Below are 18,864 nucleotides of genomic sequence, written 5' to 3' on the forward strand. Positions count from 1 at the left end.
ACGGCGGGCCATCCGGGTGGATGGCCCGCCGCGCGGGTGAGGCCGACCGCACGGCCTCCGGTTCAGACCTTGGTGCAGGTGGCCCCGTTGAGGGTGAAGGTGGCCGGGACGCCGTTGGTGCCGGCGACCGAGGTGGCGCTGAAGCCGAAGTTGAGGCTCGCGCCGGCGGGGATGGTGGTGTTGTAGCTCGGCGGGTTGGTGGCGGTGACCTGTTTACCGCTCTGGGTGGGCACCGCGTTCCACATGTTCGTCACGACCTGGTTGCCGGGGAAGCTCCATCGCAGCGCCCATCCGGTGATCGGGGTGCTGCCCGTGTTGCGGATCGTCACGTCGCCGTTGAACGTGCTCCCCCAGTCGGAAAGTCCATAGTGGACCGTACAGGAGCCGGCGGGCGGCGGGCTGACGGACGCGGACGCCGACGGTGAGGCCGAAGCCGAGGGCGAGGCCGACGCGGAGGCGGAGACCGAGACGCTCGGCACCACGCCCCCGCTCTTCGTGATCATGTTGGCGGAGTGGGTACGGAACGGCGCCAGCTCCGGTGCGCCCCGCATGACGCCGAACTTGCCGTCGACGTTGGTGGCCGAGTACCACCAGAAGGCGCTGCCGTCGCCGCCCGCCGCCTCGAAGTCGGTGAACAGCGCGGTGAACCAGGCGGTCCGGTCGACGTTGTGGACGTTGAACTCGCCCATGAAGAACGGCTTGCCCACGACGGTGTGCGAGTCGTTGATCCAGGCACGGACCAGGGTCTTGGTCTGTTCGATGCCGAGGTTCGCCCACGACTCGGTCGGGTACGGGTGCGCGGAGGTGAAGTCGATGTACGGCGACTGGTGGATGTACACGAAGGGGTTGCCCTCGTCGCCGCCGAAGCCGTACCGCGTCTCGTGGCCCTCCAGGCCGGTGCCGAGCAGGTGGTTGGGGTCGATCCCCTTGATGAACGCCCCCATCTCGTCCACCCAGGCGCGCAGGGTGGTGCCGCTGGTGTTCTCGTTCGGGGTCTGGTTCTCGTAGCGGGGCTCGTTCATGAGCTCCCACGCCATGATGGTCGGGTCGTCCTTGTACTTGACGCCGCTGTAGTGGTTGGTGCGGTTGAGGGCGTGGGAGACGTAGTTCTTGTAGCTGGTGAAGCAGCCGGGGCACTTGGACTTGTTGAAGAACTGCCCGCGGCCGGGCTGCCCGCCGGACAGGCCTTCCCACTGCAGGCGCCGGTCGATGCCCCCGTACGCCTCCCAGTAGTTGTCGAAGACCGGGATCAGCCGGATGTTGTTGCGGCGGGCGGATTCGATGATGTAGTCGAACAGGGCGAACTGCTGGTCGTTGTAGACGCCCTTGGCGGTCTCGAAGCCGTGCCAGCTCTCCATGCTGAACATCCACAGCCGCAGCACGGTGACCTTGTCAGCGGCCAGGTTCGCCATGTGCGTGTCGATCTTCGCCTTGTCCATGTACTGGGTCTCGGTGTCACCGGATCCGGCACCGTAGGTGAACAGGTCGTAGGTGTTGGTGCCGGCGAAGTAGAAGTCCTTGCCGCCGAGGCAGAAGCGGATGCCGCAGCGCTGGACGAAGGCGGTGGCGGCGGTGGCCTGGTTGGCGCCGGTCAGCACGACGGCGGCGCCGACGGTGGCCATGACGGCGGCCGCGAGTGCGGCCAGCCATCGGCGGCGGCGGGTGGGGTGTGTGCGGGCGGGTGATTGGCTCATCGGGTTCCTTTGATGCCGATCGGGCGGGGTGTGCCACCCGGTCGGCGCCACCGGGCAGCGAGCGATCATGGTCGACGTAACCGCTTAAGCGTCGCCCACATTACGAGCCTCCGGCACACCCGTCAACACTGAACTTAGTCGCTTCAGTTCCGGATACAGGCACGCCGCCCCCGGCGTGGAGCACAGAGGCGGCGCGGGTCCTGCGGGGTGGGGTCAGACGAAACGCCAGAGGTGGTCGTTGGTGCCGTTGTCGTCCCAGATGAGGACCTGGGCGCCCTGGGCGGTGGAGGCGCCGCTGACGCCCAGGACGCGCCCGCCGTTGGCGGCCTGGATGCGGAAGTAGCCGTTTGCCCCGTACCGTAGCCGCCAGCGGCGGTCGGCCGAGGACGTGTCGGCGAGCTGGACGGCGCGCGCGCCGTTGGCGGTGCCCGCGTTCTCGACGCCGAGGACCAGGTTGCTGTTGGCGTTGCGCAGCCGCAGGTAGCCGCCGGAGTCCACGACGGCGGTCCACAGGTGATCCGCGGTGCCGGTGTCGCCCCACTGCAGGACCAGGGCGCCGCTGGCGGTGGACATGTTCGTCACGCCGAGGACCAGGCCGCTGCCGAGGTTCTGGATGCGGCGCGCGCCGTTGGGCACGAAGCGCCACAGGTTGTCAGCGGTGCCGTCGTCCGGTGCCTGGACGGCTTGCGCGCCGTTGGCGGTGGAGTTGCTCTGGATGGCGAGGACCTTGCCGCTGTTGACGTTGCGGAGCTTGTGGCTGCCGTCGCCGTTGTCGACGAGGGTCCAGCGGTGATCGGCGGTGCCGTTGTCGGTCCACTGCAGCACGACGGCGTTGTCGGCGGTGGACATGTTCGTCACGCCGAGCACCTTGCCGCTGTTGAGGTTGCGCAACCGGACGGCGGTGCCGTCGACGACCAGCTCCCAGTTGTGGTCGGCGGTGCCGCTGTCGGTCCACTGCACCGCCAGGCCGCCGTCGGCGGTGGACATGTTCTGCACGCCGAGGACCAGGCCGCTGGCGGCGTTGACGAGCCGGTAGTTGGCGACGCCGGAGCCACCGCCCTGCCCGTTGGCGCTCCAGTAGACCGTGTAGTTGTAGCCGTGCGCGTCCTGGAACGGATTGAGGGCGACCGTCGCGCCGTTGGCGGTGGCGGTGAACGCGAGCGAGGTCGTGCCGGTCCGGGTGACCGAGGTCGTGGTGAGCGCCGGCAGCGCCGAGAGGGCGGTGTTGCCGTAGTTGCCGGCCAGGACGACCGGGCCGTAGGTGACGGCCACGACGTTGGCGTTGTCGTTGGCGGGGCGCACGACGACCTGCATGGGCAGCCGGACGGCGACGGTGTCGCCGGAGGTCCAGGACCGGGTGAGGGTCGCGTAGGTCCCAGGCGTGGTCGTGATGCCCTGCACGGTGCCGTTGACGCTGACGGTCGCGCCGGTTGCCCACGCGGGGATGCGGATGCGCATCGACCAGGAGCCGCTGACGCTGCCGGTGACCTGCAGGGTCGTGGTGTCGCTGGCCGGGTACGTGGTGGTCTGGGTGACCGTGATCCCCCGCTGAGACCAGTTCAGCACCGACGGCACGAACAGGTTCACGGTGAGCGTGGTGCCGTTGGAGAAGTAGATGGACTCCATCAGCTTCGTGTTGGTCTCCACGCCGGTGCCCTGACAGCACCAGAAGCTGTTGTAGTCGGTGCTCCAGGTGCCGCCGCCCCATGCCGGGCCGACGCCGCGGCGGCCGCCGGCCTGCAGCGGCGTGAAGTAGGTGACGTGGCCGTGGCTGTCGGCGGGGTTCTGCGCGCCGATGAGGTGGTTGAGCAGCGCCCGCTCGTAGAAGTCGAAGTAGGCGGCGTTGTTCGGGTCGAGCAGCCACAGCTCGCGGGTCAGCTTCAGCATGTTGTACGTGTTGCACTGCTCGCATGTGTCGTTGGTGAGGTACGCCGCGATCGCGTTCGGCCCGCGGAAGTGCTCGGCCTGGCTGTTGCCGCCGATGACGTACGTGTGCGCGGCGGTGGTGATGTTCCAGGCGTTGGTGGCGATGTCACGGTACCGGGTGGTGCCGGTCGCCTTGTACTCGCGGACCGCGCCGATCCACTTCGGCACCTGGGTGTTGGCGTGCAGCCCGTTGAGCTGATCCGAGTTGGACGCCAGGGGGTTGAACACGGCGGCGTGGTCGAAGCGCTGGGCGGCGGTGAGCCAGCGGCCGTCGCCGGTCTGCTGGTACAGGTCGGTGAGGACGGCGTTCATGCCGCCGAACTCGACGTTGAGGACGGTCTGCATCTGGCCGGAGCTGAGCCGGCCGGTGCGCCAGTCGACCCAGCCGGCGAGGGCGAGCAGCACGTCACGGGCCTGGGTGCTGCCGATCAGCCGCCACACGTCGAGGAGCCCGGCGAGGGTCTTGTGGATGCAGTACCAGGGGACGTTGCCGTTGCTGAGGGTGCCGCCCTCCAGGGCGGTGAAGTCGGACTCCGGGAAGCCGGACAGGTACCCGGCGGTGAATCCGGCGGTGCCGTTGTTGGCCTGGCAGGCCGCCATCCCGGCGACCATGGCGTTGGCCTTGTCGCGGCAGGTGGTGTCGCCGAGCACCGCGTACGCCTGCGCCCACGCGGTCAGCAGGTGCCCCTGCATGTGGGTGCGGAACGGGAAGGTCGGCGCGTCCCAGCCGCCGGTCGCGGCGGCGCCGTTGGTGGACAGCCGGTGGTTGGCACGGAAGTTGTACAGCAGCCGGTTGACGTCCACGAACCGCAGGTACGTCAGGGTCCGGTTCTGGTTGTCCAGGAAGCGGCCGGAGCTCAGTTGCACCTGGCCGAGGTCGAACGCGTAGGCGGAGACGCCGATGTCGGAGCGCACCGGGGCCACGGCGGCGCCCGCGGTCGCGTCGCCGAACAGGGGTGCCGCGGCGGAGGCGGCCGCGACGACGCCGGTGGTCTGCAGCAGCCGGCGGCGGCTGACGCTGGGATGAGCCATGGGGTGTGATCCTTTCGAACCGGGGCGGCGGCAGGTCATGTTAACGCTCACATCACGGGCCTGCGGTGGTGATCGTTCAGAAGCGGCGGACTCCAGAAGATCGACGTTAGCGCTCACATGGCGGTGCCGAATATCGGCGCTGATGAGCGGCGCCGATGCATGACGAGATTGCCAGAGTATTTCCGAGTCTTCAAGAGGAGCCCGGGACTTGGCCCCCGGCGACGGCGGCACGGCCGCGTGACACGACGGCCCGGACGTTGCGGATCGCCGCGATGTCGGTGGTCGGGTCGCCGTCGACCAGCAGCAGGTCCGCGGCGAGCCCCGGCCGGAGCCGTCCGGTGCGCTCGGCGAGGCCGCAGGCGCGGGCGGCGAGGCTGGTCGCGGATGCCAGGGCGGCGCCCGCCGACGCGCCCACGGCGGTAAGTTCCACGATCGCGAGGGGCAGCACGCCGTGCGCCTTGGCCGGATGGATGCCGGAGTCCAGCCCGCTGATCAGCGTGACGCCCGCCCGCTGCAGCTCGCCTGCCTGGATGAGGCGGTCCTCGACGTGCCGCCGCAGCCCGTCTGCGACCGCCGGGGTGGGCGAGGGAATCCGGCTCAGGTCGTGGCCCAGCGTCGGGCACACCATGATGCCGGCCGCCGCGAGCCGCGCCGCGAGCTCCGGCGGCGTGCGCATCCCCTGTTCGTCGACGCAGCTGCAGTGCTCGATGCCGTCGACGCCGGCCGCGACGCACTGCCGCACAGCGGCGACGGCGTGCGCGTGGGCAGTGACGGGCAGGCCGAGCCGGTGCGCCTCGTCCACGACGGCGCGCAGCTCGTCGAGGGTGAACTGGCAGGCGCGCAGGTCGGTGCCCGGCGACAGCGCGCCGCCGCTGGCCATGATCTTCACCAGGTCGGCGCCGCGCTCGGCGCGCTCCCGCACCGCCCGCCGCAGGCCGTCGACGCCGCTCGCCTCGCCGCCCATGGACGCGCAGTGCCCGCCGATGCTGGTGATCGGCGGGCCGGACGCGACGACCACCGGTCCGCCGGGACGGCCGCGGTGCCGGTCGACGACCGCCCAGTCCTGGTCGCCGAGGTCCCGCACGGCCGTCACGCCCCCGGCGAGCTGCGCGGCGAGGGACTCGGTGACGGTCTCGTCGAGCTCGTCCGCGCTGAGGCCGGGCAGCCGGTCCAGCGCGTCGAGCCGGCTGTTGCCGCACAGGTGGCTGTGGGCGTCGATGAGGCCCGGCAGGAGGGTGGTGCCCGGCAGGTAGGTCACCGGGCAGCCGTCCGGGGCCGGCGCCGAGCCCGGCTCGACCGCGACGATGACCCCGTCACGGACCAGCACCAGGGCGCCGCCCGGCAGCGCCGCCTCCCCGTCGAACGCCACGTCCGCGCGATATCCCTCCATGCCGACAGCGTACTACGATTGCAGTGATCGGCACTACTATCGTAGTATGACGGCATGGCGAACCGGCGTGAGGACCTGCTCGACGCGGCGATCGCCGTGCTCGGTGAGCGCGGCATCCACGCGCTCACGCACCGCGCCGTGGACGCCGCCGCCTGGTTGCCGGCCGGCTCCACGTCCAACCACTTCCGCACCCGCGACGCGCTGCTCGACGCGGTGGTGGAGCGCTTCGCCGCCCGCGAACGCGCCAACTGGGAGAACCTCGCGGCACGGATCGCACCGACCACCCCGTGGGAGCTCGCGCAGACGCTCACCGCAGCCGCGCACGAGGCGACCGGCGAGCAGCGCACCCTGACGCTGGCCCGCTACGCGATCCTCATCCAGGCGGGCATCCAACCGGCGCTGCGCGCCCAGCTCATGCGCACCGGCGGTCGCGTCAACGCCTATTTCTTCAACTGGCTGCGCACCGCCGGCTCCGTCGACCCGGGTCGCGACGGGCCGATCATCATGAACCACTGGACCGGTCTGGTCCTGCACCAGCTCGCCACGCCCGACCCGGCGTTCGACCCGTCGGAGCAGATCGAGGCGCTCGTCACCACCGTCATCCGTCCCCGCGCAGCGGAGGTTCCGCCGTCATGAACCAGGACCAGATCTGGCACGCCATCGACACCCAGCGCACCGGCCTGACCGCGCTGCTGGACACCTTGTCCGACGAGGAATGGCGGCGGCCCTCGCTGTGCGAGGGGTGGACGGTGCGCGACGTCGCCGCCCACCTGACCCAGCAGCAGCTCGGGCCCGGCGCCGCGTTCAGCATGATGCGGCACTGGCGCGGCAGCCTCGAGCGGACCATCCAGGACGCCGCCTGCCGCCGCGCCGCCGAGCTCACCACGGCGCAGATCGTCGCCGGGATCCGCGGCACCGTCGGATCGCGCCGGCACAACTTCGGCGTCACCTCGCTGGAGACGCTCATCGACATCCTCGTGCACAGCCAGGACATCGCCGTGCCGCTCGGCCGCCCCTTCGACCTGCCGACGGACGCCGCCGCGGTCGCGACCACGAGGACGCTGTCGATGCGGTGGCCACCGCCGCTGCCGTCCGCGAGGAAGCTGGCCGGGTTCCGGCTCGTCGCCACGGACACGACCTGGTCGCACGGTGCGGGACCCGAGGTCCGGGCGCCGATCGGCGCGCTGCTCCTGCTGGGGTGCGGGCGGATGACGGCGCTGCCGCAGCTGTCCGGCGACGGCGCCGCGGACCTGACCGCCCGCCTGACCGCTGTGCCACCGCGAGCAGCGTCCCGGCCGCCGGAGCGCTGAGCAGAGCCGGCCCGGCCGCCTGGACGCCGAGCGGGGCCCGCAGGCCGCAACGCTGAGCAGCGCCGACACCCGGCGGGTGCCCGCGCGGCCCGCCTCAGAGCAGGCCAGCCGCGCGGGCCCGTCGCACCGCGTCGCCGCGCCGGGAGACCTCCAGGGTGCGCAGGATGACCCGGACGTGCGCGCGGACCGTGTGCGCCCTCGAACGCGCCGCCGAGCTGACCACCGACGCGAAGCGCCGCTCCACCGTGCTGCTCGCCGCCGCCAGGGCCCGGCTGGACGCGGGTGCCGCCGCGCTGGTGCCGGACCTGCTGTCGGCCGCGGAGCTCGGCCCGCTGGATCCGTTGCAGCAGGCCGGAGCCGAGCGGCTGCGGGCGCAGGCCGCCCTGGTGCTCAATCCTGGCCACGCCGCCGCTCCGCCGCTGCTCGCCGCCGCCCGCCGCCTGGAGGAGCTGGACCCGGCCGCCGCGCGGGAGACGTACCTGGCGGCGCTCGGGGCGGCCCTGCACGCCGGCGGTCCCGGCGGCGACGACCTGCGCCGGGCGGCCGAGGCGGCGCGGGGCGTGCCGGCCGGGACCGACGCGACGGGGCTGCTGCTCACCGGCCTGGTCACCTGGGCGCTGGACGGGCCGGCCGCGGCCGTGCCGGCGCTGCGCCGGGCCGTCGGCGCCGTCGAGGCGGCCGGGGAGCTCGACCTGCTGTGGCTGGCCGGGCCCGCCGCGCTGGAGGTGTTCGACGCCGGTGCCGCGCACCGGCTCGGCGGGCAGGCGATCGGCTTCGCCCGGGCGGCGGGCGCACTGTCGCTGCTGCCGGCCGCGCTCGCCTTCCACGCCGGCACGCTGCTGCTCATGGGCAGGTGCACCGACGCCGCGGGCGTGCTCGCCGAGGGCGACGCGCTCGCGGCGGCCACCGGTGTACCGCAGTCACCCGCGGCGGGCCTGGTCCCGGCCGCCTACGCGGCCCCGAGGACGTGGCGCTGCGGCGCATCGAGGACGCCGAGGACACGGCGCCCGGGCCGGCCCGGCTCGCCAGGGCGGTGCTGCACAACGGCGCCGGCAACGCCCCGGCGGCGCTGCGGGCGGCCCGGCAGGCGGCCGCCGGCGAGGAGCTCGCCGTCTCCGGTCCGGCGCTCGCCGAGTTGGTCGAGGCCGCGGTACGGGCGGGCGAACCGGCACTCGCGGCGGACACCCGTGACCGGCTCGCCGCACGGGCCACGGACGCCGGGACCGACTGGGGCCTCGGCGTCCTGGCGCTCGCGGACGCGCTCACCGCGGCGCCCGGCCGGGCCGGGGAGCACTACCGGGAGGCCGTCGCCCGGTGCACCGCCGCCGGCCTCGGACTGCTCACCGCCCGCGCCCGGTTGCTGCACGGCGAATGGCTGCGCCGCGAGGGCCCCCGCGCCGAGCTGCGCGCCGCGCACGACGCGTTCGCCGGCATGGGCGCCGGGGCGTTCGCCGGCCGGGCCGGCCGGGAGCTGGCCGCGACCGGTGAGACGGTCCGCAAGCGCACGCAAGGCCCGTCGGAGGGGCTCACGGCGCAGGAGGCGCAGATCGCCCGGCTGGCCGTCGCCGGCCACACCAACCCGGAGATCGGCGCCACGCTGTTCCTGAGCCCCCGCACCGTCGAATGGCACCTGCGCAAGATCTTCGCCAAGCTCGGCATCGCCTCCCGGCGCGAGCTCGCCGCGGCGCTGCGCGACAGGTGAGTCACGCCTCCATGCCTGCCGCCTTCGCCATGTAGGCGGCGTACCAGGCCGGCCAGTCCGGGTCCTCGCGGCCGATCTCCTGCTCGTGCCGGCCGTGGGCCGCGGCGGCGTCGCGCAGCGCGTGCTCGAGCTCGGCCGCCGAGCGGTAGATGGCGTGCTCGACCCGGCCCGGCAGCCGCCGGGTCACCTCCTGCAGCACGAACATGTTGCCGTCCGGGTCGGTGAACGTCGCGAACGACCCGTAGGACTGCCGCTGCGGGTCCGGCCCGGGCAGCCGCGCCTCGGTGCCGGCGTGGTGGAACACCCCACCGGCGTCGTGGAACACCTCGCTCACGTCGGCACCGCGGGTGGCCAGTTCCTTCTGGGCGGCGACGATGTCGTCCACGACCAGGTACACGCCCCGCGTCGAGCCCGGCACGGCGTCGGTGACCCGGCTGCCGAAAATGATCGACGCGGTCGAGCCCGGCGGCGTGACCTGCACGACGCGGAACCCGCCTTCGCCGGAGAAGTCCGCGTTCTCCCGGAATCCGATGCGGTTGAAGAACGCCTTGGCCCGGTCGACGTCCGAGACGGGCAGGACCACGATCTCGAGTTTCAGATCCAGCATCCGCCCGCTATGCCCATTCCACGGCGCATCTACCCCGTCCCTCGAGGGGTGCTGCGCCGACGGGTGGCCGCGTGCCACCTGGTGACGCTGTGCGCCGTATTGTGGTGCTCTGGGACGGGGAGGGTGATCACATGTCGATGCTCAAGGGCGCCAACCTGCCGGTGCAGGTGCCCGCGGTCCGGGCGGTGCTGGGCTGGCGCAGCGGCGCCGGGGTGCCTGACGCGGACGGGTCGGCGCTGCTGCTGGTGAACGGCAAGGTCCGCGACGACAACGACTTCGTGTTCTACAACCAGCCGGCGCACCCGGCCGGTGCGGTGCGACACGAGGGCAAGACCGGCAGCGCCGGCGGCCCGATCACCGACACCCTGTTCGTGGATCTCGCCCGGGTCGAGCCGGCGGTGGAGCGGATCATCCTGGCCGCGTCGGCGGACGGCGGCACGTTCGGGTCGGTGCCGGAGCTGAACATCCGCCTGCTGGACGCCACGAGCGGCGCCGAGGTGGCCAGGTTCGACAGTCCCGGCGCGACGACGGAGACCGCGTTCATCTTCGGCGAGTTGTACCGGCGGGCCGGCGCCTGGAAGTTCCGCGCGGTCGGGCAGGGCTACGACTCGGGACTGGCCGGGCTGGCCCGCGACTTCGGCATCTCCGTCGACGACGAGCCGGCACCCGCCGCTCCCCCGTCCCCCGCGCCCCCGGCTCCCGCTCCCCCGGCCCCGACGCCTGCCGCGTCGGGCTGGCCGTCGGTGACCGTGACGGGGCCAGACGGGCAGCCGCAGCAGATCGCCCTGCCGGGGACCTATCCCCCGCCCACGGCCCCGCCGCCGATGGCCCCGCCCGTCGCGCCGCCCGTGGCCGCACCGCCGGTCGCGCCGCCCGTGGCGCCCGCGCCGGTGCGGCTCACCAAGGTCACGCTGACCAAGCAGACGCCGACGGTGTCGCTCGCCAAGCAGGGCGGCGGCTCCGGCGCGCTGCGGGTCAACCTCAACTGGACCATGCGGTCGATGGAGAAGCGCGGCCTGTTCGGCAAGAGGAAGGCTGCCCACATGCCCGACCTCGACCTCGACCTGTGCTGCCTGTGGGAGCTCAGCGACGGCCGCAAGGGCATCGTGCACCCGATCGAGAACAACTTCGGTGCGCTGCATCAGGCGCCGTACATCCTGCTCGACGGTGACGACCGTACCGGGGCGTCGGAGTCCGGCGAGAACCTCACCATCAACCTCGACCACACCGCCGACTTCCGCCGGATCCTCATCTACGCCAGCATCTACGACGGCGCCGAGTCCTTCGTCGGCCTCGACGCCGTCGCGACCCTGTATCCGCAGCACGGCGCCCCGATCGAGATGCGCCTCGACGAATGCACGGTGCAGTCGCGGGCGGCGGCGCTGTTCCTCATCGAGAACGTCAACGGGGAGCTGGTGGTGCGCCGCGAGTCGCGGTTCATCGTCCAGGCCCCCGGCCAGTTCCGGAACCAGGCCGTCGACCTCGCCTACGGCTGGGGCATGGACTGGGTGCCCGCCAAGCCGAAGGAGTGACCCCGCCGGTCAGATGACGACGACGAGCTTGCCGGTGGTGTGCCGGCGCTCGAAGTCCAGGCACGCCTGTGCGCCCTCGTCGAGGGTGTACCGGCGGCTGATCGTGGCCCGCAGGCGCCCGGCGGCGGCGAGCTCGGCGACCTCGCGCATCCCGCCGAAGGCGCCCTCCATGTCCAGCACGAACCGCAGGTCGACGTCGTCGCGGCCGATCCAGTCCTGCTGCGGCACCGGATACGTGATGGTCAGCAGCCGGCCGCCGGCGCGGACCGCCTTGGCAACGCCGGTCAGCTGGTCGCTGGGCAGGGTGAGGTTGAACGCGGCGTCGACGCCCGAGGGGTAGTCGCCGTAGCCGATGACCTCGGCGGCGCCGAGTCCGCGGACCACGTCGGCGTCCTGCCCGGTCGCGGTGGCGACGACCGTGGCCTGGGCGGCGGCCAGCAGCGGGATGAGCGTGGTGCCGACGCCACCGGTCGCACCGACGACCAGGACCCGTTCGCCGGGACGGACGTCCGCGATGGCCAGCAGCGCCCGCACGGTCAGGCCGGTGGTCGCCAGCGCCGCGGCCTGCTCCACCGTCACGCCGGCGGGCCGGTGCGTAACGAACGGGGTGTCCGCCTCGACGACCGTGTACTCGGCGAGAGAGCCGGTGCTCATCGACGGGCGTGGGCCGAGCATCGCGCGCAGCGCCCGTGGCGCGGCGTAGCCGAACACCTCGTCGCCGGCGGCGTAGCCGAACACGCCCGGCCCGACCTCGGTGACGGTGCCGGCGAAGTCGTTGCCGGGCACGTGCGGGAACGACAGTGGGGTGACGTCGCGGAACCGGCCGCTGGGAATGACGACGTCGCCGGGGTTGATCGCGGCCGCGGCGACGCGGACCTGGAGCTGTCCGGGCCCCGGCCGGGGCGCCGGCAGGTCGGCGACCACGTACCGCTCCGGTGGGCCGTAGTCGCTGACGACGACTGCCTTCATGCCATCCTCCATAAACGGACCGCTCGGTCATATTGTCGGGGCCGACCCTAGCCATAAACGGACCGTGCGGTCAACTTGTAGGATGGCGGCATGACCGACACCCGCCCGCTGCGCGCCGACGCCGTGCGCAACCGGGCGGCGCTGCTCGCGGCCGCCGCGGACGAGTTCGCCGAGCGGGGTCTGGACGCGTCCGTCGCCGACATCGCGCGGCGGGCCGGGGTCGGCAAGGGCACGGTGTTCCGGCACTTCGCGACGAAGGACGACCTGATCGCCGCGATCGTGCTCGACCGGGTCGGCGAGCTCACGACCGCGGGCGAGCGGCTGCTCGCCGCGGCGGACCCGGGCGCCGCCCTGCTGGAGTTCCTCACCGTCGCCGCGCACCAGCGCCAGCAGCGGGACCTGTCGTTCCTGCATGTCGCCGGCGACGTGAACGCGGCGGTGACCCGGGCCCGCGAGCAGATGTACCGCACCGTGCACGACCTGGTCGACCGGGCCCGCACCCACGGCGCGCTGCGCACCGACGTCACGGGCACCGATGTCATCCTGCTGATGTGCGCTCCGAACTACGTCGCGAGCTACGCGCCCGGCGCGTCACCGGACCTGTGGCGGCGATACCTCGGGATCCTCTTCGACGGGCTGCGCCCGCAGGGCGCGCACCCGCTGCCGGAACCGCCGCCACCGGCCCTCTGAGCGCCGCGTCACGGCACGGCCCGTGCACCGTCCATCATGGACGGTGCAGGTGCGGCCACGCCTTGCGGAAGCGTTGCTCGACGGCGTCGGCCACCTCGTCGTGCAGTGCATCCGGCAGCCCGTCGCGCTCCAGCACGTGCAACGCCAGGTCCAGCACCGCGGGCGCGGTGCGGGCGACGACCGCGTCGGTGAGGCCGTAGCGGGCCGCCTCGACCCACCGGCCGACGGCCGGCGCGCACAGGTCGCGGGCGGTGTCGATGGTGGTGCGGTCGGCGAGCAGCGCCGCGAGCACCGCGACCGGCGCGAACCACGCGTCGCCGGGCTGGGTGTCCAGATACCGGACCTGCAGCTGCCCGCGGGGGCGCACGAGCGGGAAGAGGGTGCCGAGGTGATAGTCGAGGTCGCCGAAGGTGGGGTGGCCGGGCAGCGCGCCGTTGATCCAGTCGGCGAACGTGACGCCGGGCCGCACCGCCCAGCTACCGGCGGGGCGGCGCACGCAGAGCAGCGGCGCCCGCAGCGCATACCGGGCCCACGCCTCGGCGGGGTCTGCGCCGGTCGGCACCGTGCCGGCCCGGCTGGGGTCGATCCCATACCAGGTGCGCATGCGGGTGGACGCCCAGCCGGTGTCGCGGCCGGCGTGCACCGGGGAGTTGGCGAACACGGCCAGCAGCGTGGGGCCGAGCTCGTGCACGGCGGCCCACCGGTCCGCGAGGCCGCGGGCCGGTCCGGCGTCGAGGCTGGGTCGCAGCCCGGCGGTGCTGCACATCATCGTGCGGCCGTCGCTGCTGCGCCGCGCGAAGGACGCGGCCATCGCCTGGTAACGGCGGGAGGACAGCACCCGCCGCGGCGGATGGTGCGGGTCGATGCCGGCACCGGCGAGGCCGAGGCCGCCGCGGGTGATCAGCGCGGTGAGCTGCGCGAGCTCGGTGTTGACGGTGGCGTGGAGCCGCTCGAGTGAGCGCTGCGGCCGGGCCGCGAGACCGATCTGACCGCCGGGAGCGATGCTCAGCGTGCCACCGTGGCGCAGCGGGTCATGGGGGCCGTCCGGCGCCAGCGCCAGCGGGGCGTGTCGGCCGAGCGCGGTGGCGAGCGCCACGGTGTCCAGCGGCCGGGTGGGGTGGTCGGGGGTGTGGACGATGTGCTCGAGCTCGACGCCGATCGACGTGGGTGGGCCGGTCTTGAAGCAGATCGAGGCGATGTAACCCTCGGCATCCTCGATCTGCCGGATCTCGGCACCCGTGTCGACCGCACGGGGTGTGGTCGTCATACCCCGGATGCTACCCGCGACCCCACCCCGGAATCACTACCTGCACATCGATGGCAACTGTAGGTAAGATGTGCGGCCGCGGCCCTATGCGTCGCGCCGGGCGACGGCCAGGAACCGGTGTGGCGGGTCGTCGTGGCGGATGAGCCGCCAGCCGGTGCGCACGGCCGTGATGCGCAGCGGTCCTTCGGCGAGTGGCTCGCCGGGGCGCAGGGCGCGGCCGTGGCGGGCGGCGACGGCGGCACGGCCGGACGGGTGGAAGGGCACGAGCCGGCCGCCGGGGCGGGTGACGCGGGCGAGTTCGCGCAGCCCGGCATTGATGTCGGGCAGATGCATGATGAGGCCGGCGGCGAAGATCGCGTCGACGGCCGCGGCGGCGAACGGGAGCCGGCGGGCGTCGGCGAGCAGCAGACCGGCGGCCGCGGCCGCGGCGGGGGTCCGCGCGACGGCCAGCATCTGCGGGGTCACGTCCAGGCCGACGACGGTGCCGGTGGCGCCGACCGCGGCGCGCAGGGCGGGCAGCACGCGGCCGGTGCCGCAGCCTGCGTCGAGCACGGTGCCACCGATCGGCAGGCCGCTCTCGGTGACGGCGGCGGCGTAGGCGGCCTGGTCGTGGCCGAACCTGGCGTCCCACGTCGCGGCGCGGGCGGCGAAGAACGCCCTGGACTCGGCGAGATACCACCGGTCGCGGTCGGTCAGTGCCGCGTCGACGTGGCGGATCACCGGCCAGTCCGGGTCGTGCAGGTCCACCACGACGTGGGCGCCGCCGCTGCGGTCGCCGCCACCGTCCGCGCCGTTCCCTGCGGCGGGTGGCGCGGTGCGCAGCCAGACGACCACCGTCCAGCCGTCGGCCGGTGGCCGGGCGCGACGGTGCGGGCCGTCCGCAACGGCGACGGCGCCGTCGGCCCGCCACCCGTCGCGGTCCGCGGGCGGTGCGTCACGGCTGAGTCGCACGCACGACCGGCCGGCGGCACGCAGCGTCGCCGCGAGGCGGTCGGCGACGACGCCACGGTGCGCGTCCATGCCGTCGACGATCACGCCGGCCGGGCCGGTCGGGACGACCTCGGCCAGCAGCTGGAGGACCTCCGCCCATCGCCGCGCCCCTGCGCTGATGTGACCGGTCATGACTCCATCATGCAGATGCGAGGCAGATGAGACCAGTGTCTCGAAGACGCCAGCCAAAATGGCGGTTTCCGTTGGCAGCTGCGACGGTCTACGGTGATCGCATGACGGTGTTCCGGATCAGTGAGGCGGCCGAGCTGCTGGGCGTGAGCGTGGACACGGTGCGGCGCTGGGTCGATGCCGGCCGGCTGACGGCCAACCGGGACGAGCACGGCCACCGGCTCATCGACGGCGTGGACCTCGCGCAGTTCGTGCGCGCCCAGGGCACCGAGCCGGACGACCGGGCCGACGGGTCCTCGGCCCGCAACCGGCTGCGCGGCATCGTCACGGCGGTCGTCAAGGACACCGTGATGGCGCAGGTCGACATCCAGGCCGGGCCGTTCCGGATCGTGTCGCTGATGAGCCGGGAGGCCGTCGACGACCTCGACCTGCGGGTCGGGTCGGTGGCCATCGCAGTGATCAAGTCGACCACGGTCGTGGTGGAGCGCTCCACCCCGGCCGTCGCCAGCAAGGGGAGGAACAGCTCGTGACATCCCGTTGGATCCGCGGCACCCTGGCGGCGCTCACGGCCTTGACGGTCGTGGGTCTCACCGCCTGCGGCGACGACACGAAGACCGCCGGCCCTCAGGCCACCACGGCCGGCGCCACCAGCGCGGCGACGGCCACCGGCACCGTGACGGTGTTCGCCGCCGCGTCGCTGACCGAGTCGTTCACGAAGATCGGCAAGGACTTCCAGGCCGCCAACCCGGGCGCCAAGGTCACCTTCAACTTCGCCGGCAGCTCCGCCCTGGCCACGCAGATCAACAATGGCGCGCCGGCCGACGTGTTCGCCTCCGCGGCGCCGGCGAACATGAAGACCGTCACCGACGCCGGCGGCGGCGAGGGCACCGCCACCACCTTCGTGAAGAACCAGCTGGTCATCGCGGTGCCGAAGGGCAACCCGAAGGCGATCAAGGGCTTGGCCGACCTGACGAAGCCCGGCGTGAAGGTCGCCCTGTGCGCCGAGCAGGTGCCGTGCGGCGCCGCCGCCAAGAAGGCCCTCGACGCCGCCGCGGTGAAGCTCACCCCGGTGACCCTGGAGCAGGACGTGAAGGGCGCGCTGTCCAAGGTCAAGCTGGGCGAGGTCGACGCGGCGCTGGTGTACCGCACCGACGCCAAGGCCGCCGCGGCCGACGTGGAGGGCGTCGAGTTCCCCGAGTCGGCGGGCGCGATCAACGACTACCCGATCATCGTGCTCAAGAAGGCGCCGAACCCGGCAGGCGCGAAGGCGTTCGTCGCCTACGTGCTGTCGGACAAGGGCAGGACCGTGCTCGGCACCGCCGGCTTCCAGGCACCGTAAACTCCGCTGATGTCGATCGTGGATGACGCCGGGGCGCCGCGCACCGCGCCGCCCCTGCGCCGTGCCGGTCGGCAGCGGGTCCCGGTCGCGCTGCTGGCGCCGGCCGGGCTCGGGCTGCTGTTCCTGATCCTGCCGCTGGTCGGGCTGCTGGTGCGGGCGCCCTGGTCCACGCTGCCGCAGCGGCTGACCGAGCCGGCGGTGCTCACCGCGCTGTGGCTGTCGCTGCAGTGCGCCACCCTCGCGACCGTGCTGTGCGTCGTCTTCGGCGTGCCCCTCGCCTGGCTCCTCGCGCGGATCGAGTTCCCGGGCCGGCGGCTCGTCCGGGCCCTGGTCACCGTCCCGCTCGTGCTGCCGCCGGTCGTCGGCGGGGTGGCACTGCTGCTCGTCTTCGGCCGCCGTGGCCTGCTCGGCGAGTGGCTCGACGCGACGTTCGGGATCACGCTGCCGTTCACCACCACCGGCGTCGTGCTCGCCGAGGCGTTCGTGGCGATGCCGTTCCTGATCATCGCCGTCGAAGGGGCGCTGCGCGGCGCCGACAGCCGCTACGAGGAGGCCGCCGCCACTCTCGGCGCCGGCCGCTGGGTCACGTTCACCCACGTGACGCTGCCACTGGTCGCGCCCGGCGTCGCCGCCGGCGCGGTGCTGTGCTGGGCGCGGGCGCTCGGCGAGTTCGGCGCCACCATCACCTTCGCCGGCAACTACCCCGGCAGGACGCAGACCATGCCCCTCGCGGTGTACCTGGCCCTGGAGACCGACCTGGACGCGGCGATCGTGCTGAGCCTGATCCTGCTCACCGTCTCCGTCGCGATCCTCGCCGGCCTGCGCGACCGCTGGATCACCAGCCCGTGACGCACGACAGCGCCGTGGACGCGCACCTCGTCGTGGACCGCGGCACGTTCCGCCTCGACGTCCGGCTGCGCATCGACCCCGGGCAGGTCGTCGCGCTGCTCGGCCCCAACGGCGCCGGCAAGACCACCGCCCTGCGCGCCCTCGCCGGGCTGCAGCCGCTCACCGCCGGGCACATCACCGTCGACGGCACCGACCTCGACCGGCCCGACCTGCGCCGCTACACCCCGCCGGAGCGCCGCCCGATCGGCGTCGTCTTCCAGGACTATCTGCTCTTCCCGCACCTGACCGCGCTCGACAACGTGGCGTTCGGACCCCGCCGCCACGGCGTGGACCGGCGCACCGCCCGAGAACAGGCCGCAGGCTGGCTCGCCAGGGTCGGGCTCGCCGAACACGCGCGCCGCAAGCCCCGTCAGCTCTCCGGCGGGCAGGCGCAGCGGGTCGCCCTGGCCCGCGCTCTGGCGGTGCACCCGGCGCTGCTGCTGCTCGACGAGCCGCTCGCCGCCCTCGACGCCCGCACCAGGCTCGACACCCGGGCCGAGCTGCAGCGGCACCTTGCCGAGCACCGCGGCGCCGCGCTGCTGGTCACCCACGACCCGCTCGACGCGCTCGTCCTCGCCGACCGCCTCGTCATCGTCGAGGACGGCACGGTCGTGCAGGAGGGCGACGCCGCGACCATCACCGCGCAGCCGCGCACCGACTACGTCGCGCGGCTCGTCGGGCTCAACCTGTACCGCGGGCGCGCCGACGGCCACACGGTGCACCTGGCGGACGGGTTCAGCCTGACGGCCGAGGACCGGCTCGACGGTGAGGCGTTCGTCGTGTTCCGGCCCTCCGCGGTCGCCCTGCATCCGGGCCGGCCCGACGGCAGCCCTCGCAACACGTGGGCCGCGACCGTCGGCGGCATCCAGCGCCACGGCGACAACCTGCGCATCCAGCTGCACGGCCCGATCACCGCCGCAGCCGACGTGACCCCGGCCGCCGCCGCGCACCTGCACCTGTCCCCCGGCCAGCAGGTGTGGGCGGCGGTCAAGGCGACCGAGACCCGCGCCTACCCGGCCTGAGCGGCTACGCCGCCGACGGCCCCAGCGGTGTGTCCGATGTGGACGGCGCAGCCGGGGCGGGCTCCTTCAGCTCGATGAAGACCGCGTGGGTGTCCGTGGCGCCGATGTTCTCGCCGGCGTGCTCCTGAGCGCCGACCCACCGGGCGTGGGCCGCCGGCAGCTCGACCTCGACCTGACGGTCGCCGGCGAAGACGCGGCGGCGGAAGGCGCTCAACGTGACCATGACGCTGTCCGGGTGCCGGTGCGGGTGGGTCGTGTCGCCGGGGTGGTCGCGGTATTGCAGCACTCGGACCCGGTCGTTCTCGAACAGCACCGAGTAGAGCGCGGGGTCGGTGAGGACAGGATCTTTATGGGACTCCAGTACCATGGGACTACGG

The 18,864-nt window shown here is 73.3% G+C and carries 18 protein-coding genes; 9 read left to right on the forward strand and 9 right to left on the reverse strand.

Translation table 11 applies throughout. The annotated features are described in order from the left end of the window. Nucleotides 1-62: 62 nt before the first annotated feature. From OHA72_RS42095 to OHA72_RS42105, 3 genes are all read right to left on the reverse strand, one after another. Nucleotides 63-1,694, reverse strand: a complete 1,632-nt coding sequence (locus OHA72_RS42095) for a cellulose binding domain-containing protein (protein WP_327001675.1) — start codon at nt 1,692-1,694, stop codon at nt 63-65. Nucleotides 1,695-1,907: 213 nt separating this feature from the next. Beyond that, a complete protein-coding gene (locus OHA72_RS42100; protein WP_327001676.1) occupies nt 1,908-4,652 on the reverse strand; it encodes a beta-L-arabinofuranosidase domain-containing protein in 2,745 nt (914 codons plus the stop codon). Between the two features lie 190 nt (nt 4,653-4,842). Beyond that, the gene (locus OHA72_RS42105; RefSeq protein WP_327001677.1) at nt 4,843-6,042 is read right to left on the reverse strand and encodes an amidohydrolase family protein; all 1,200 of its coding nucleotides are present in this window, start codon (nt 6,040-6,042) and stop codon (nt 4,843-4,845) included. Nucleotides 6,043-6,096: 54 nt separating this feature from the next. On the opposite strand from OHA72_RS42105, the gene OHA72_RS42110 reads away from it, so the two are divergent. Both OHA72_RS42110 and OHA72_RS42115 read left to right on the forward strand, forming a co-directional pair. After that, nucleotides 6,097-6,678: a TetR/AcrR family transcriptional regulator gene (locus OHA72_RS42110; RefSeq protein WP_327001678.1), complete on the forward strand. Its 582-nt coding sequence runs from the start codon at nt 6,097-6,099 to the stop codon at nt 6,676-6,678. Next, on the forward strand, nt 6,675-7,352 hold the full coding sequence (locus tag OHA72_RS42115; RefSeq protein WP_327001679.1) for a maleylpyruvate isomerase family mycothiol-dependent enzyme: 678 nt from the start codon (nt 6,675-6,677) through the stop codon (nt 7,350-7,352). The genes OHA72_RS42110 and OHA72_RS42115 overlap by 4 nt, the downstream gene beginning before the upstream one ends. Before the next feature lie 94 nt (nt 7,353-7,446). On the opposite strand, the gene OHA72_RS42120 is transcribed toward OHA72_RS42115, so the two are convergent. Further along, nucleotides 7,447-8,259 carry a helix-turn-helix domain-containing protein gene (locus OHA72_RS42120; RefSeq protein ID WP_327001680.1) on the reverse strand — a complete coding sequence of 271 codons (813 nt, stop codon included), beginning with the start codon at nt 8,257-8,259 and terminating at the stop codon, nt 7,447-7,449. 60 nt (nt 8,260-8,319) lie between these two features. Here OHA72_RS42120 and OHA72_RS42125 point away from each other — a divergent pair, with 60 nt between their 5' ends. Continuing rightward, nucleotides 8,320-9,054 carry a helix-turn-helix transcriptional regulator gene (locus tag OHA72_RS42125; RefSeq protein WP_327001681.1) on the forward strand — a complete coding sequence of 245 codons (735 nt, stop codon included), beginning with the start codon at nt 8,320-8,322 and terminating at the stop codon, nt 9,052-9,054. Nucleotide 9,055: 1 nt separating this feature from the next. On the opposite strand, the gene OHA72_RS42130 is transcribed toward OHA72_RS42125, so the two are convergent. Beyond that, complete coding sequence (locus OHA72_RS42130; RefSeq protein ID WP_327001682.1) at nt 9,056-9,661, reverse strand: VOC family protein; 606 nt, start codon at nt 9,659-9,661, stop codon at nt 9,056-9,058. Between the two features lie 131 nt (nt 9,662-9,792). On the opposite strand from OHA72_RS42130, the gene OHA72_RS42135 reads away from it, so the two are divergent. After that, entirely contained in the window at nt 9,793-11,193 is a 1,401-nt protein-coding gene (locus tag OHA72_RS42135; RefSeq protein WP_327001683.1) for a TerD family protein, read from the forward strand. A 9-nt stretch (nt 11,194-11,202) separates the two neighbouring features. On the opposite strand, the gene OHA72_RS42140 is transcribed toward OHA72_RS42135, so the two are convergent. Then, on the reverse strand, nt 11,203-12,162 hold the full coding sequence (locus OHA72_RS42140) for an NADP-dependent oxidoreductase (RefSeq protein WP_327001684.1): 960 nt from the start codon (nt 12,160-12,162) through the stop codon (nt 11,203-11,205). Between the two features lie 90 nt (nt 12,163-12,252). Between OHA72_RS42140 and OHA72_RS42145 the strand changes: the two genes are divergently transcribed. Further along, nucleotides 12,253-12,852: a TetR/AcrR family transcriptional regulator gene (locus OHA72_RS42145; RefSeq protein ID WP_327001685.1), complete on the forward strand. Its 600-nt coding sequence runs from the start codon at nt 12,253-12,255 to the stop codon at nt 12,850-12,852. A gap of 34 nt (nt 12,853-12,886) precedes the next feature. Here OHA72_RS42145 and OHA72_RS42150 read toward each other — a convergent pair whose 3' ends face one another. Then, nucleotides 12,887-14,119 carry a glutamate-cysteine ligase family protein gene (locus OHA72_RS42150; RefSeq protein ID WP_327001686.1) on the reverse strand — a complete coding sequence of 411 codons (1,233 nt, stop codon included), beginning with the start codon at nt 14,117-14,119 and terminating at the stop codon, nt 12,887-12,889. An 84-nt stretch (nt 14,120-14,203) separates the two neighbouring features. After that, complete coding sequence (locus tag OHA72_RS42155; RefSeq protein ID WP_327001687.1) at nt 14,204-15,241, reverse strand: methyltransferase domain-containing protein; 1,038 nt, start codon at nt 15,239-15,241, stop codon at nt 14,204-14,206. A gap of 101 nt (nt 15,242-15,342) precedes the next feature. Between OHA72_RS42155 and OHA72_RS42160 the strand changes: the two genes are divergently transcribed. The 4 genes from OHA72_RS42160 to OHA72_RS42175 are packed head-to-tail and all read left to right on the forward strand — an operon-like array spanning nt 15,343 to nt 18,487. After that, nucleotides 15,343-15,768, forward strand: coding sequence for a TOBE domain-containing protein (locus OHA72_RS42160; protein WP_327001688.1), 426 nt, complete (start codon nt 15,343-15,345; stop codon nt 15,766-15,768). Nucleotides 15,769-15,779: 11 nt separating this feature from the next. Continuing rightward, the gene (gene modA, locus OHA72_RS42165) at nt 15,780-16,577 is read left to right on the forward strand and encodes a molybdate ABC transporter substrate-binding protein (RefSeq protein ID WP_442788767.1); all 798 of its coding nucleotides are present in this window, start codon (nt 15,780-15,782) and stop codon (nt 16,575-16,577) included. A gap of 6 nt (nt 16,578-16,583) precedes the next feature. Then, a complete protein-coding gene (locus tag OHA72_RS42170) occupies nt 16,584-17,426 on the forward strand; it encodes an ABC transporter permease (protein ID WP_442788768.1) in 843 nt (280 codons plus the stop codon). Beyond that, a complete protein-coding gene (locus OHA72_RS42175) occupies nt 17,423-18,487 on the forward strand; it encodes an ABC transporter ATP-binding protein (RefSeq protein ID WP_327001691.1) in 1,065 nt (354 codons plus the stop codon). Before OHA72_RS42170 ends, OHA72_RS42175 begins: the two co-directional genes overlap by 4 nt. Nucleotides 18,488-18,491: 4 nt before the next feature. On the opposite strand, the gene OHA72_RS42180 is transcribed toward OHA72_RS42175, so the two are convergent. Continuing rightward, entirely contained in the window at nt 18,492-18,854 is a 363-nt protein-coding gene (locus OHA72_RS42180; protein ID WP_327001692.1) for a cupin domain-containing protein, read from the reverse strand. Between the last annotated feature and the right edge of the window lie 10 nt (nt 18,855-18,864).

The sequence above is a fragment of the Dactylosporangium sp. NBC_01737 genome (genome assembly GCF_035963215.1).
In the GTDB taxonomy this organism is placed as follows: domain Bacteria; phylum Actinomycetota; class Actinomycetes; order Mycobacteriales; family Micromonosporaceae; genus Dactylosporangium.